The following is a 14,838-nucleotide window of genomic DNA, read 5'->3' as shown; positions in this document are numbered from 1 at the left end:
GACTGAGTACGCCAACCAATGGCACCAAACCCAGGAAGGCACTCAAACCGCCCGGTCTTAAAAACCAGCCCGGCCCATGGACAACCCGCACGGGGCCAGTGTGGCTATCCACAGAAATCCACCTTGTTTGCAGTGTTCGATAGCGTTTAGGCGGGCATGTCGGTCTTTGCGGTCATTGATACCGAAACCACCGGCTTTAACAAGCGCTACGACCGCATCATTGAACTTGCTGCCGTGCGCGCTGACGCATACTTCAATCCCGTCGACTCCTGGCACACATTGCTCAACCCTGACACCAAAGCCGTGTCCACTACTCGGGGGACACCCCGCCCACCTCGGCACTCAACCCTGCTGTGGGGGTTACTCGTAGCGAAGCGAGCTGAGCATCCCGGTTTCCATGTGATAGGCGTTATGGCAGTGAAATGCCCACTCACCGGGGTTGTCAGCGATCAGGTCGGCGATCATGGTTTCACCGTGGCGGAGAAGGACGGTGTCCTTGCGTAGTCCGCCGCTGCCGGGCAGCGCCCACGTGTGGCCGTGGATGTGCATGGGGTGGGGCATCATGGTCCTGTTGCGCATGACCATCCGCAGGCGCTGGCCCTCCTGCACGGTCGCGGAGGAGGATTGGCCGTCGGTGAGAATGCTCCATTCGTACGGCATCATCTGCCCGCCCAGGTCGATGCTGACTTCTCGGTCTGGTGTGTCCTCGGGTAGGAGTGCACGGTCTGCTGGCTTCAGGGAGGACAGAAGCAGTCCGGTGGACGACAACTCGGGGAAGTCGACATCGGGGTGGGGGGCTTGGCCGCCGGCGGTGCGGATGACGGCGAAGGCGCGGTCGTCCTTACCCACCGCCAAAGCCGTGAGCGGGAAGATGCCGTCGCCGAGGATGACCTCGACGTCGACACGCTCGCCCATCGACAGGTAGATCGATTCGGTCTCCCTGGGCTGGACGGGGAAGCCGTCGGTGTGGGTGACGGTCATGCGGTGACCACCGAGGGCCACCTTGAAGATGGTGTCACCGCCGGAGTTGATAAACCGCAGGCGGGCCTTGTCGCCCGGGCGAGCCTCGAAGGTCCGGTGAGCACGGGGGATACGTCCGTTGATGAGGTAGTGCGGATACATCACATCGCCGGCATCCCCGCCCAGTACCCGGTCCGGGGTGCCGTGCATCATCTGGCCGTGACCTCCCATTCCCTTCTTTCCGTTATGGTCGCCTGAACCCATTCCGGTGAGCTTGTCGAGCTCATCGTCGGGAGTGCCCTGAATGCCATCGACCCAGTCGTCGAGCACGATGGTCCACTCGACGTCCTGGTCCTCAGCGTCTTGCGGGTCACGGACGATCAGTGGGGCGTGGAGGCCGCGATCAAGCTGCAGGCCGGAGTGGGAATGGTAGAAGTAGGTGCCACTGTGGGGGACTTCAAAAACATAGGAGAAAGACTCGCCAGGTTCAATGGGGTCCTGGGTCATGCCGGGCACACCGTCGGCTGCGTTGTGGAGTGCGATACCATGCCAGTGGATGGAGGTGCTCTCAGGCAGTTCATTGGTGATATCGACCTGGAGGACGTCGCCGGCGGTGGCCTCAATGGCCGCATCCCCGGTGTCAGAGACGTATCCCCACGTCTTGGCTTCGATGCCGCCGATATCCAGAGAGAGGGGCCGGGCGGTCAGTGTCCGGCGCACCGTCGGCTCACCGAGCGCAGTGGGGGTGGGAGTGGGGCGAAGAGAGGAACCTGGTGCCGAGGCAGCGGGTCCAGGGTCGCTGGTGCAGGCGGCCACGGCCCCGGTGCCGGCGAGGACGAGCCCGCCGAGCAGAAACTGTCGTCGGGAAAATCCGTTCATCATGATTTAACCTTCCTTGGTGTTAGATTTCAGTGACACGGGAGACAGGCGCAGGTGAGGACCCTGCTGAGCCATCACGTCAGGTGCAGGTCTGTGACACAGGTGGCACCATCGTCGGCGGTGGAAAACTCCGCGGTGCCGGTACGCCCCTGGTAGCTGACCTCAATCAGGCCGGTGGCATCATCGGGAAGCCAGAAGCCAATAAACCCGTTGTCGAAGGTGGTTGTCGCCTCGTCCACCAGCACCTCACCGGTCGCCTCATCGGTGATCGTGACCTGGATATCCTCATTGTCGAGTTCCCCCAGGCAGGTCGTGAGGCTGTGGTAGAAGCAGTCGTGGGTGGAGGTGAGATAGGGCGCGATCGAGACATACGTCTGATTGTCGGGAAGATCGACCACGACTTCCTGGTCATCGCTCGAGAGCAGCAGTTCATCGGCACGCACTGAAGCGATCAGATCCGTGGGACGCTCAGTGACCTTCTGCCGGTCGAGGTGATCAATGATCTCCACCGCGTCCATGTCGACCAGGCCATGGGCAGTCAGGAATGTGTCCTGGGACACCGTCCCATCGGCGGTGGGTTCCGGGTCGGCGGCCGAACACCCCGTGAGGGCGAGGGCAAGGGCGGCGGTTGCGATCGCTGCTCGTTTCACGTCAATCTCCTTGGATCGTGGTAAGGCCATAAGAAGACACCGCCTCAAGGTCGATGCCATACCTTTATCTAGCACGGGTGCCTGACGGACTAGAATTCAAAACCCTGCTCGCAGCCTTATAACAGGGCGAAAAAGGGGGTGAATTCGGTGGGCTGGGTCACCACCGGAACACCACCCCACAGCCGTGGGCGATGTCCTTCTACCCGCCCTGGGTATGCGGTGCAGGCAGTGAAATCCCTGGTGGCGCCTGCTGAACCGACCAGGGGAGGCGATGCCGCCGGCCCGGGGTGGGGCACAGGGGTGACGGCGGTCGAAGGGTGATGTTTGAAGATTTGATGAAGATTTTCCCGCCGGGTACTGAGCGAGTGGTATTCCCCCCTAGCCGGAGCGATACTGGGGTCTATGGCTGACCGCACACCGACCACCGCCACGCCCCCGGGGCGGGTGCTGGTCGTCGATGATGAACAACCCCTGGCTCAGATGGTGGCTTCCTACCTCATCCGGGCCGGCTTCGATACCCTCCAGGCGCACACCGGTACCCAGGCCGTGGACGAGGCCCGTCGCTTTTCCCCCGATGTCGTGGTGCTGGATCTGGGGCTGCCCGAACTCGACGGCCTAGAGGTGTGCCGACGGATCCGCACCTTCTCGGACTGCTACATCCTCATGCTCACCGCACGGGGCAGCGAGGACGACAAGATCAGCGGTTTGACCCTAGGGGCGGATGACTACATCACCAAACCTTTTAGCATCCGGGAACTGGTGACCCGGGTGCATGCGGTGCTGCGCCGCCCGCGCACCAGCACCACCCCACCGCAGGTGACCACCCCCTTGATCGTTGGTGACCTCATTCTTGACCCCGTCGCCCATGAGGTGCGGGTGGGGAAGACGACCGTGGAGCTCACTCGTACGGAGTTCGAGCTGCTGGTTGCCCTGGCCCTGCGCCCCGGCCAGGTGCTGACCCGCCACGACCTGGTCACCGAGGTCTGGGACACCACCTGGGTCGGTGATGAACGCATCGTCGATGTCCACATCGGCAACTTGCGTCGCAAGCTTGGCACCGACACCCAGGGCCGGGGGTTTATCGACACCGTGCGTGGCGTGGGCTACCGGGTGGGGCAGCCATGAATCACGGACCCGGCCTGACCTTCCGCTTCCTGGCCGCCCAGGTGTTGGTCGTGGTGATTAGCCTGCTGGTGGCCGCGGCCGTGGCCACGATGGTGGGCCCGTCCCTGTTCCATGATCATATGTTGATGACCGGCCGGGAGGACCCCTCGCTGGAGCTGTTCCATGCCGAGCAGGCCTACCGGGGCGCTAACCTGATCACCCTGGTCGTCGCCCTGCCCACCGCCTTGATCAGCGCCCTGCTGGCCAGCCTGTGGTTATCGCGTCGTTTGCGCACCCCCCTGCAGGATCTCACCCGCGCCGCTACCAGCCTGACGGCCGGCAACTCCCGTATCCGCGTGCCTGCCGGAGAAGCAGGCCCCGAGGTCACCACCCTGGCGCATGCCTTCAACACCATGGCCGACCGGCTGGAACACACCGAACAGGTCCGTCGCCAGATGCTCTCTGATCTGGCCCACGAAATGGGCACCCCCTTATCGGTGCTCACGGTCTACCTCGATGGTCTCCAGGACGGGGTCGTGGACTGGAATAATGCCACCCACACGATCATGGCTGACCAACTCACCCGCCTGACCCGGTTGATGGAAGACATCGACGATGTCTCCCGGGCCCAGGAACACCGGATCGATTTGGACCTGGCGGAGGAAGGGCTCGGGGATCTGCTCCATACCGCCGCTGCTGCCGCGGGGGAAGCTTATGCTGACAAAGGCGTCGATTTACAGGTCGAGACCATTACGGACACCACCCGGGTGCTCGTGGACCGGCAACGCTTCGGCCAGGTGATGAGCAATCTCCTGTCGAACGCGCTACGGCACACCCCGGCCGGCGGGCAGGTCCGGATCAGCGTCCACCGACAGGGGGCGTCCACCGCGCTCATCCACGTCGCCGATGACGGCGAGGGCATCCCACCTGACCAGATCGGACACATCTTCGAACGCTTCTACCGGGGGGATGCCGCCCGCAGCCGGGACAACGGCGGGGCCGGTATCGGTCTGACCATCTCCAAGGCATTGATCGAGGCCCATGGCGGCACTCTCACCGCCACCTCCCCGGGACCCAGTCGCGGAGCGGTGTTTGCCCTCCGCCTCCCGCTGTCCCCTCCCAACAGTGAGGAGGCTGCTCGGTGACCACACCCTGGCCCGCGTGAGGGCCGTGCCCTTCACCCCTTGAAAGTATACCCCCGGGGGGTATACGCTAGGGAATATACCCTAGGGGGTATGCGCTAGAGAGCGGCATCGCCGCACCCCACCGAACTGAAGGAGCTTTCCCATGATCACCTCCCCGCCCCGCCTCTTGCCGATGGCCTCCCACGGCTGCAGCTGTTGCGGACCTGCCTCACGTGCCGACACCGCCTCCATCCCTGCCGCCAGCGACTCGTCAGCAGGAGGGTCCTCCCCTAGCTACCAGGTCACCGGCCTGACCTGCGGGCACTGCGCGAAAAGCGTGACCCAGGCCCTTCAGGCCCTCCCCCAGGTCGACGACGTCCAGATTGATCTCGCTGCTGGTGGTGTTTCCACCGTCACGGTCACCGGTGTCGTACCTCCGGTGATGGTTCGCCGGGCCATCGAGGAGGTCGGCTACACCGTCTTATCCTGATCAGTTTTACTCATCATCTCGACCCCGACCGGGTTGAGCGAAAGGAACGTCATGAGCACTCCCCACCATTCGGGTGATCACCATGGTGATCACCCCGCTCCGGAAACAGACCACACCCACCACCCGGATCATGCCAGCCACGAACACCACGCAGATGCCGACACCCACGGCCAGGCGATGCCCCACGATCACCCGCACTCCGCCCTGGACGAAGACCACCACGTTCATAGTCACGGCGAACACGCCGGACACAGCACCGCAATGTTTCGGGACCGCTTCTGGTGGTCGCTGATTCTGTCCATTCCCGTCGTTATTTTCAGCCCCATGGTCGCCCAGCTGCTCGGCTACCACCTCCCGGCATTCCCCGGATCCACCTGGATCCCCCCGGTGCTAGGCACGATCATCTTCGGCTACGGCGGAACGCCTTTCCTCAAGGGCGGATGGAAAGAACTGAAATCCCGCCAACCCGGGATGATGCTCCTGATCGCCATGGCCATCACCGTGGCGTTTGTCGCCTCCTGGGTCACCACTCTGGGGCTGGGCGGTTTTGAGCTGGACTTCTGGTGGGAGCTGGCCCTGCTGGTGACCATCATGCTGCTGGGCCACTGGTTGGAGATGTCCGCTCTCGGGGCCGCGTCCTCCGCGCTTGACGCGCTGGCTGCCCTGCTGCCGGATGAGGCCGAGAAAGTCATCGACGGGACCACCCGCACCGTGGCCATCTCCGACCTGGTCGTCGACGACGTCGTGCTGGTGAGGGCCGGTGCCCGGGTGCCGGCCGACGGAACCATCCTCGACGGAGCCGCCGAATTCGATGAGGCGATGATCACCGGCGAATCCCGTCCCGTCTTCCGCGACACCGGTGACAAGGTGGTCGCCGGTACCGTGGCCACCGACAACACCGTCCGCATCCGGGTGGAGGCTACCGGCGGGGACACCGCCCTGGCCGGGATCCAACGCATGGTTGCCGACGCCCAGGAGTCCTCCTCCCGGGCCCAGGCCCTGGCGGATCGGGCGGCGGCGTTATTGTTCTGGTTCGCGCTGATCTCCGCTCTGATCACCGCGGTGGTGTGGACCATCATCGGCAGCCCGGACGATGTCGTGGTGCGCACGGTCACGGTGCTGGTCATCGCCTGCCCGCATGCCCTGGGCCTGGCGATTCCGCTGGTCATTGCGATCTCCAGCGAGCGGGCCGCGAAATCCGGGGTGCTCATCAAGGACCGGATGGCGCTCGAGCGGATGCGCACCATCGACGTGGCGCTCTTCGACAAAACCGGCACCCTGACCGAGGGTGCGCACGCGGTCACCGGTATCGCGGCAGCTGTCGGCGTCACCGAGGGCGAGCTGCTGGCCCTAGCCGCCGCCGCGGAGGCCGACAGCGAGCACCCCGTGGCCCGCGCCATCGTGGCGGCCGCGGCCGCCCATCCCGAGGCCTCCGGTCGGCAAATCCGTGCAACTGGTTTCAGCGCCGCCTCCGGCCGGGGGGTCCGGGCCACTATCGATGGCGCTGAGATCCTCGTGGGCGGGCCGAACATGCTGCGCGAGTTCAACCTCACCACCCCGGCCGAGCTCACCGACACCACCAGCGCCTGGACCGGGCGTGGGGCCGGTGTGCTCCATATTGTCCGCGATGGTCAGATCATCGGTGCGGTAGCCGTCGAGGACAAGATCCGCCCCGAATCCCGCGCCGCCGTGAAAGCCCTGCAGGACCGCGGGGTGAAGGTCGCGATGATCACCGGCGACGCCCAGCAGGTGGCCCACGCCGTCGGTCAGGACCTAGGCATTGATGAGGTCTTCGCCGAGGTCCTGCCCCAGGACAAAGACACCAAGGTCACGCAGCTGCAGGACCGGGGTTTGAGCGTGGCCATGGTCGGTGACGGTGTCAATGACGCCCCCGCTCTGACCCGCGCGGAAGTCGGTATCGCCATCGGTGCCGGCACGGATGTGGCCATGGAATCTGCCGGGGTGGTCCTAGCCAGTGATGACCCGCGGGCAGTGCTGTCGATGATTGAGCTGTCCCAGGCCAGCTATCGCAAGATGATCCAGAACCTGATCTGGGCCTCTGGCTACAACATCCTCGCCGTGCCGTTGGCCGCCGGAGTGCTCGCCTCGATCGGGTTCGTGCTGTCCCCGGCCGTGGGCGCGATCTTGATGTCTGCCTCGACCATCGTGGTGGCCCTGAACGCCCAGCTGTTGCACCGCATTGATCTGGATCCGGCTCACCTGGCTCCGACCGACGGGAAGGAGGAACACAGTGGGTCGATATCCCCCGTAACCGTTACTGACTGACCTTGTCTCTCGACCCCTAACTCACACCACCTTTGAAAGGAACGCTCATGAAACGCAGCATTACCCTCGCCGCCTTGGTACTGACCTCCACCCTGGCGCTGACCGCCTGCAGCGACGCCACCGACAACTCCGACGATGCCGACACCACCAGCACCACGACGGCAACCGCAGAGACCAACGAGACCCACCAGGAAGACACCACCACTGCCGACGAAGAGCACGGCGGGCACGACCACCCTGCCGACGGCGGGGCACCGCCGGCAGGCATTGAAGAGGCCGAGGATCCCACGTACCCGGTGGGCACCGAGGTCATCCTCACCGCTGACCACATGCCCGGCATGGACGGGGCCACAGCCACCATTTCCGGGGCGTTTGACACCACGACCTATTCGGTCAGCTACACCCCCACCGAGGGTGGGGCCCCGGTTACCGACCACCGCTGGGTCGTCCATGAGGAGCTCGTCGATCCGGGTCAGGCCCCCCTGCCCGACGGGGCGAGCGTTGTCCTGGATGCCGAGCACATGTCCGGCATGAAGGGTGCTGAGGCCACCATCGATTACTCCACCGAGGAGACGGTCTACATGGTTGATCTCACCGTCGACGGGATGACGATGACCAACCACAAGTGGGTCACCGAGAGCGAGATCCAACCCGCCGAATAGTCCACCCACCCTGAACCGCGAGACCAGACAAGGCACCCGCTCCAGAGTCGGTCATCAATCGCTGCCGACCATGCCGAAGCAAACCAGCCACACACGGAACCTGCACGCCCACAGGGCCCACGCTGAGGTAGGCCTTCTGTGTCACTGCTTCTCTTAGTCAGGGAAATATGCCCTGGAATGACCCTGGTGACAGGAGTTCATTCCAGGGCTTTGGGTGCTGTTGCAAAGTTGGGGCAGTAGGAAGAGCGACGTGAAATAATCACAGCCATGGGTATCTTCTCCGGTCGTCATTTCCCCCGTGACATCATTCTGTGGGCAGTGCGGTGGTACTGCCGCTAGGGGTGAGCTACCGAGACTTGGAGGAAATGATGACTTCAGCGGGGTGTGCCGGTTGATCAACCACGATCTACCGCTGGGTCCAGAAATACGCCCCTGAGCTGGACAAGCAAACACGGTGGTACCGGCAGGTACCTGACTGGCAGGCCAGTTCCTGGCGGGTGGTGAGACCTATATCCGGATCGGCGGCAGGTGGTGCTACCTCTATCGGGCGATCCCCGCCGGTGGCCAGACCCTGGACTTTTACCTCTCTCCGAAGCAGAACGTGGCCGCAGCGAAACGTTTTCTGGCCAAGGCTCTCAGATACAATGCGTCAGCCGGGTATCCCAGAGTGATCAACACCGATAAAGCATCCTCCCTAGCCAGGGCAATCGCCGAGTTGAAGTCAGGGGGAACCTGCCCGCCAACAGTGGAACACCGACAGGTGAAATACCTCAACAACATCCTAGAAGGCGACCATGGTCGACTGAAGCGGATCCTCGGGCCGAAAGGTACGTTTAAGAACCGGACATCTGCATATCGGACGTTGAAAGGGATGGAGGCGATGCACTCATTGCGGAAAGGGCAAGGCACTGTGTTTGACCTCACGGGCAACCGAACCCGGACGCGGTGATCGTCAACAGGGTCTTCGAGGGACCTGACCCCCTGGTGGTGGACACGCTGAAACCAGCATCTCGCTGGGGAAGTGAGGTACCTTTCCACCATGCCACGCAAGACCTACACCGAGCAGTTCAAGCGCGACGCAGTCTCGTTGTACGAGTCGACCCCCGGAGCAACGCTCAACGCGATCGCCTCCGATCTCGGGCTCAACCGCAACTCCCTGCGCACCTGGCTCGACGCCTTCGGCACCGGCACCAAAACCAACGCCAACGGTAAAAAAAGTCGCCAGCCCCATTGCCGCAGCCAACAGCGCACGCACGCCTGCTGAAGGACTCTCCGACGCCGAACGCATCCGCGTGCTGGAACGCGAAAACGCCAAGCTCCGGGAGGAACGAGAGATCCTCCGCAAGGCGGCCAAATATTTCGCGGAAGAGACGAACTGGTGAACCGCTTCCGGTTCGTTGATGACAACCGAGGCCTCTACGAGGTCAAGCGGTTATGTGAGGTTTTGAAGATCAACCGGTCCTCGTATTACAAATGGAAATCAGCTGCTCCTGCCCGCCGGCGACGCGTCCTTGACGACGCGGTGCTGGGAGCGAGGATCAAGGCCGTGTTCACGGCCGAGAACGGCTGTTACGGGGCGAAACGCGTGACGGCGGCCATTAACTCCGATCCAGCCAACGACGCCCTTTTCAATCACAAGCGCACCGCCAGGTTGATGCGCCAGATGGGCCTGTTCGGCTACACCAAAAAACGCCGGGTGAAGACCACCGTGTCTGCGAAACGGGCTCCGAAGTTGCCCGACCTGCTGAAACGCCGGTTCACCGCGGAGAAACCGAACACCATCTACGTCGGCGATATCACGTACCTGCCGATCGCGGACGGGTCGAATATGTACCTGGCAACCGTCATCGACTGCTATTCACGGCAGTTGACCGGTTTCGCGGTCGCCGACCACATGCGCACGGAGTTGGTCGAAGAAGCCCTCACGATGGCCCACAGGGTCCGAGGCAACCTTGACGGGGCGATTTTCCACTCCGATCATGGCAGCGCCTATACCTCTGAGCAATACCGGAAGCTGTGTGAACGATTCGGTCTCACCCAGTCGATGGGAGCAATCGGGACGAGCGCGGACAACTCGTTGGCGGAGTCGTTCAACGCCACGCTGAAACGGGAAGTCCTCCAGGACGAGTCCGTTTTCCCAAGTCAGCTCGTATGTCTTCGGGACGTGTTCCGGTGGTGCACGCGCTACAACACCAAGCGCTTGCACTCGTGGTGCGGCTATCGCTCGCCGAACGCCTTCGAAGCCGCCGGATCAGCTACACTTACGATCTCATCTTGATTAAATCCCCGTGTCCACTTTCCGGGGTTCGGGCCCGAGACGGCCTAACAACGCCCACACGCAGCGGCCATCAGGAAATGAGAAACTGAGTCTTCGCTGCTCTCCGCCCAACTTTGCAACAGCACTAAACAATCACTCAACGACCTGCGCATTTGCTCAAACTTTCACCACACAGCGATCCCAGTCAGAATTCGAGTATCGGCCCGCGATCTATCCAGACGGCAACCCGCCGTCAGAAAATCAAATCCGCAACCAATGCTTCATTCATCGCCACCTCAAATGTTTGGCACACAAAATTACAGCAACACGTCGAATCGGAATCCTAAGCATCCTGCGGATGCAAATGACTAAAGGAATCGCGTGCTTCCTGTTAAACGATGCGGATATACTGAGACGCTAATAAATCTCAACCTATAGAGTGAAGCCCACTCAGGCCGTAAACATCCATCAACCTCGCATGTAATGCCGCGGGAGCAATCGGAAGAAGCGAATCATTGGACGAACCGTTAACAACACTCACGGTTAAGCTCGATCACTTCACACCCCAAGGAACGCCGATGGTGCGTTTACCAAATGGGCTGCTTTTAGCCGGGAATCAAGAGATCAAGACATTGAGCCCTAAGGTAGGCGACATCCTCGTGTATTCCTCGGGCTGGGAAATCGCATCCGACGAGAGCTGGGAGGTTAAGGCCCAAATTGGGGTTATCGAACAAAAGTCCGGCCCCGACGAAATTCTTATGAAGACTCCAGACGGGTATGCCCACAAGTTGGTGCATAAAAATGCTCGATGGAGTCTGGGAGATTACGCCCTCTTCAATGAGAGTTCTTCGATTTTGAGAGTCATCCCACAAGAAGCAGCGCGAAAAAGCACTATCGAGGATGAAGCCAGTGCCTCGAAGTTTCGTATTGACCTAGACCCTGAGAGATTTCAGTGGGACTATTTTGTCGGCTCGCAGGAGATACTGACCGACGCAAAACAAATAGTAGAGTTGTACACCACGCTGGAGGGACGAGAGTTAATCTCACAGATGAAGGTTGATCCTGTACACGGGATCCTTTTCGCAGGTCCACCGGGAACTGGGAAGACCTTTTTAGCTCAAATAATGGCAGCCCAGTCTGGGTCCGCCTTCTATTTGGTTACAACCGCGTCTCTAGGTGGTCAGCTAGTCGGGCAAAGTGAAGAACGACTTGAAGCAATATACGAGGACGCTGCTAAACAAGAAATGTCAATCATTTTTGTTGATGAGATTGATGTTTTAACTAAAGACCGTTCGAATGCGTATGAAAACGGTTCCCGTCTCGTTAATGTATTTCTCACGAACATGGACGGAGTAGGGGCACCTGAAAATGTCCTAACTATCGGGGCAACCAACCGTATTTCCGACATTGACCGCGCACTGCGCCGACCCGGGAGGTTTGACCGCGAAGTATATTTTCGTCTACCGAATCAAATGGACCGTCTTGAGATTTTAAAGTCTCGCACGCCAACGCTAGCCAACGATATTGATTTCGATAAAATTTCGTCACAAACCGAAGGATGGACTGCCGCAGAACTACGGTCGATTCTCCAGTACTCAGGAGAGTTAGCTGTCATCGAAGGTCGTTCAAGAATATATAATGATCACTTTCTTTTGGGATTTGAAAAAGCGACTACCGCGCGAAATGCTCGAAAGGGCGAAGAAAAGTGAATATTAAGAGTTGGTTCCGAAACTATAGGAAGAAGCAGGAAAGCTTCCGTCGCTCACGGATTCTAAGGAAAATCGAGCGGCTTTCCCGTAAAGCGTCACCGCTGGGCGACATAAGACAGTTCCTCTATCTCGATGAATTGGCTCTTCGTAGCTTGTATATCTCCCGGTTCGGTCCTGAGGATGCCAAAACGACCCTTACTCAGACGAGAACAAAGGACTTAGGATTAACACTCGGAGGCGGTGCGTCCATTTCTCACCTCAATGATAGGGCCTCGAATGGCAGATCATCTATCAGCTTCCGATCTGGAAAAAGCAGAGCCCTACAGATCGAACAAGTCTCTTCAGAACAGTCTCTTTTCAGAGATTTTGTGTCGAGAGAATCCTATGCCGGAAAAGAAAGTCAGATCTGGGACGGCGTGCCGCAATCCAGCATTCAACGAGAGTTACTGCCTGGTCGACTACACCGCGGGCAACTAATTCAGGTCAGAATACGCCTAGAAGCCCATTCAATTTATGCCTATAGCACCATTGCTAACGCGCTTGTCGAAACCTCGGCCAATACTCCAGCGCTTGGAATTTCCCAGGATGACACCTTTATCCAGGCCGCCCAACTAATTCAGCAAATGCTAATCGGCCAAATTCCAATAAACTCGGAGCTCGTTGATTGGGACTGGGACGAAGAAGCTAGCACACTCATCCGTCGATCTGATGACAAGGCAAATAGTCCTATTCGTCTTGTCGGTCTTACCCAACTCGACAACTATTGGGGAGATGTTCGAGGCTTTCTTTTCGACCAATCCGAGTGCATTGCCCTGGTTCGAGTTAGCCAAGATACCCCCTCGACTAGCTGGTCTCCCCTCAAGCTCTTCGATGCTGCTAGGGGATTGCCTGGCTTCGACGGCTTTGATACAAAAATCGCCGAGTTGAATTCCTTGTTAAGCGGAAAGCAGAAAGCAGAAACACCGCTTTCAGATGCAGTGGAAAGAATCCTCAGCCATTACCTACAAATCAGAACCGACAATGAGGAGCTCAAGGTTCAACTAGAGCCACGAGTTAACGAAATAGCTCAAATGGTTCCCAATAGTTCTCAAAGTCAACTTAATGATGCATTTAACCAAGTTGATGTTTTACTTTCGTCGTCGGGAAGCACAGAAACCACTCCCGATGAGATCGGAAACTTGCGAAGCAAGGCAATTAAATTAGGCCGAGGAACCGGAGCTCCACTAAAGAGCGAGGAAAACGTCTTACGCCCACCGAACGATGATTCAGATCTCTATTTGGTAGGCGATATCATCGCTCTGTACTGGTAAAGACTATTTAACCCGTAGTGACTATTTCACCGTCATTCGCAAGAGAGGGATCGGAAGCTTTGCGTATGAGGGCTACTTCCTCAGTCACGGCAGAAAGCGCGCACCGCGCTCCCCACACGTGAGAAAATCGAGCCTTCCTCTATAGCGGAGCAACAGTCTTACAAAGCGTCTCCTACAAGACACAGACAGCACAAGCATAACTGGAGCCGCTGCAGGGACAATAGGCCTGTCACCTTGGACCAACACACTGATATATGACCTATCGACCGCGCCCGCATCCGCCTCTTTCGGAGTCATATACCTTGGGCTCTTCCCCACGGCAATAGCATTCACCGCATGGGGATATATTTTATCGCGCACGAGCGCTGGGAAACAGCAGCCACGACGCACCTTGTCGCTGTGGTCGTTTTGCTCATGCCAGCATTAATCCTCGGGGAAGTGAAGTGATACTGCGCTACTAACTGCGCCGTCTTAAACGAGGTCTGTGTTTTCCTGATCCCGTCGTGTGCCAAATATAGCCACCAGCGTTAACCGTGCCGAGCAACTTGTGGTTGTGGATACCGGCTAGCACCTTGGTGGCAATGCGCTCAGTGGCCACAATCTGATAAGGGCGCATAATCCGCAACACTGTGGCCGAAATATTTTGCGTACCTCAACCTCTAAGTCGTGCTCACCTGAATTCTCATGAGTGACATGTAAACCTGCTCTCACACCCTTGGTAGAACACACAGAATCGTCATGGTAAAGACCCTCAATGTGAAGTGGGAAGATTGTAGACCGGCTAAGATGCCCACACTACGCTGCGGCTTCACCAGTGGTAAGAGGCCCTCGCCCGCCTTGAAGGCGCTCTGAACCTCCAAAGCCCTTACTCCACCACCCTGCGAGTGAAGCGAAAGCCATCGTTACTTACTTTTCTCCAATCATAAGATCCACGAGAGCTCCTAGATTGTTAGCGCACCTCTTACCGTTTTCAGCAGGCCTGTTACGACGGCATCCCAGTGCCCATCTTCGGTCTCTACGATTCAGGATTTGTGGTCCCACTATGTCGTTTCGCAAGTTCATTAGCTAGATCAGCAGTGATTTTTACTGCTTCCGGGGGATCGGTGACCCAGATGTGGTCCCCAAACTGAAGCAATTGCCTTACCCCCTGAATATCCGCATATCCCACCACGATACGGACAAAGTTTTCGTCCACGGGTTCATAATGGATAAGCCGTGATCCCAAAATACGAGATGCCATATCAAGCCGAGTCGCTCGAAGAAGTGCGGTGATTCGAACTGGCATGTCTTCTTCTAATTGCTCAACGAGCTGCGCCCACACCCTTTTGCCAGGTTGCGTCCAGTAGCGTGGTGTATCTGTAACTGACGGTGGGCCCCTTATGAATGAGGCCGGCGACCACCGTAGTA

The 14,838-nt window shown here is 59.3% G+C and carries 9 protein-coding genes and 4 pseudogenes; 10 read left to right on the top strand and 3 right to left on the bottom strand.

Annotated features, from left to right (window positions below; genetic code table 11):
- Positions 1–156: 156 nt before the first annotated feature.
- A pseudogene (locus tag ABRP66_RS10970) lies at positions 157–240 on the top strand (exonuclease domain-containing protein); the annotation flags it as partial.
- 120 nt (positions 241–360) lie between these two features.
- On the opposite strand, the gene ABRP66_RS10965 reads toward ABRP66_RS10970, so the two are convergent.
- Together ABRP66_RS10965 and ABRP66_RS10960 are read right to left on the bottom strand one after the other, a co-directional pair.
- A complete protein-coding gene (locus tag ABRP66_RS10965; RefSeq protein ID WP_284770859.1) occupies positions 361–1,842 on the bottom strand; it encodes a multicopper oxidase family protein in 1,482 nt (493 codons plus the stop codon).
- A gap of 71 nt (positions 1,843–1,913) precedes the next feature.
- A complete protein-coding gene (locus tag ABRP66_RS10960) occupies positions 1,914–2,489 on the bottom strand; it encodes a CueP family metal-binding protein (RefSeq protein ID WP_284852602.1) in 576 nt (191 codons plus the stop codon).
- 402 nt (positions 2,490–2,891) lie between these two features.
- Between ABRP66_RS10960 and copR the strand changes: the two genes are divergently transcribed.
- The 9 genes and pseudogenes from copR to ABRP66_RS10915 all read left to right on the top strand — a co-directional run bounded on the left by copR (position 2,892) and on the right by ABRP66_RS10915 (position 13,431).
- Positions 2,892–3,614, top strand: a complete 723-nt coding sequence (gene copR / locus ABRP66_RS10955) for a two-component system response regulator CopR (protein WP_284852601.1) — start codon at positions 2,892–2,894, stop codon at positions 3,612–3,614.
- Positions 3,611–4,738 (top strand): two-component system sensor histidine kinase CopS, encoded by a 1,128-nt coding sequence (copS, locus tag ABRP66_RS10950; RefSeq protein ID WP_284852600.1) that lies wholly within the window; start codon positions 3,611–3,613, stop codon positions 4,736–4,738. Before copR ends, copS begins: the two co-directional genes overlap by 4 nt.
- A gap of 142 nt (positions 4,739–4,880) precedes the next feature.
- Positions 4,881–5,207: a heavy-metal-associated domain-containing protein gene (locus tag ABRP66_RS10945; protein ID WP_284852599.1), complete on the top strand. Its 327-nt coding sequence runs from the start codon at positions 4,881–4,883 to the stop codon at positions 5,205–5,207.
- A gap of 51 nt (positions 5,208–5,258) precedes the next feature.
- Positions 5,259–7,493: a copper-translocating P-type ATPase gene (locus tag ABRP66_RS10940; RefSeq protein WP_349838680.1), complete on the top strand. Its 2,235-nt coding sequence runs from the start codon at positions 5,259–5,261 to the stop codon at positions 7,491–7,493.
- Positions 7,494–7,540: 47 nt separating this feature from the next.
- Positions 7,541–8,155: a YdhK family protein gene (locus ABRP66_RS10935; protein ID WP_049151221.1), complete on the top strand. Its 615-nt coding sequence runs from the start codon at positions 7,541–7,543 to the stop codon at positions 8,153–8,155.
- A 267-nt stretch (positions 8,156–8,422) separates the two neighbouring features.
- A pseudogene (locus ABRP66_RS10930) lies at positions 8,423–9,124 on the top strand (IS6 family transposase); the annotation flags it as partial.
- Positions 9,125–9,194: 70 nt separating this feature from the next.
- Positions 9,195–10,433 (top strand): annotated as a pseudogene (locus tag ABRP66_RS10925) (IS3 family transposase).
- A 494-nt stretch (positions 10,434–10,927) separates the two neighbouring features.
- Positions 10,928–12,121 carry an ATP-binding protein gene (locus ABRP66_RS10920; protein WP_284864650.1) on the top strand — a complete coding sequence of 398 codons (1,194 nt, stop codon included), beginning with the start codon at positions 10,928–10,930 and terminating at the stop codon, positions 12,119–12,121.
- Positions 12,118–13,431 (top strand): DUF6414 family protein, encoded by a 1,314-nt coding sequence (locus ABRP66_RS10915; protein WP_349838679.1) that lies wholly within the window; start codon positions 12,118–12,120, stop codon positions 13,429–13,431. Before ABRP66_RS10920 ends, ABRP66_RS10915 begins: the two co-directional genes overlap by 4 nt.
- Before the next feature lie 1,015 nt (positions 13,432–14,446).
- Here ABRP66_RS10915 and ABRP66_RS10910 read toward each other — a convergent pair.
- A pseudogene (locus ABRP66_RS10910) lies at positions 14,447–14,838 on the bottom strand (hypothetical protein); the annotation flags it as partial.

It is taken from the genome of Corynebacterium sp. KPL2680, from assembly GCF_040225675.1.
Classification (GTDB): domain Bacteria; phylum Actinomycetota; class Actinomycetes; order Mycobacteriales; family Mycobacteriaceae; genus Corynebacterium; species Corynebacterium rhinophilum.
The sequence above is the reverse complement of the archived record's forward strand: the minus strand, read 5'-3'. Positions and strand labels throughout refer to the sequence as shown.

Excerpts from the sequence above, each read along its gene's own strand:
- ABRP66_RS10965 (WP_284770859.1), bottom strand. The coding sequence starts at position 1,842 with ATGATGAACGGATTTTCCCGACGACAGTTTCTGCTCGGCGGGCTCGTC.
- copR (WP_284852601.1), top strand. The coding sequence starts at position 2,892 with ATGGCTGACCGCACACCGACCACCGCCACGCCCCCGGGGCGGGTGCTG.
- copS (WP_284852600.1), top strand. The coding sequence starts at position 3,611 with ATGAATCACGGACCCGGCCTGACCTTCCGCTTCCTGGCCGCCCAGGTG.
- ABRP66_RS10945 (WP_284852599.1), top strand. The coding sequence starts at position 4,881 with ATGATCACCTCCCCGCCCCGCCTCTTGCCGATGGCCTCCCACGGCTGC.
- ABRP66_RS10940 (WP_349838680.1), top strand. The coding sequence starts at position 5,259 with ATGAGCACTCCCCACCATTCGGGTGATCACCATGGTGATCACCCCGCT.
- ABRP66_RS10935 (WP_049151221.1), top strand. The coding sequence starts at position 7,541 with ATGAAACGCAGCATTACCCTCGCCGCCTTGGTACTGACCTCCACCCTG.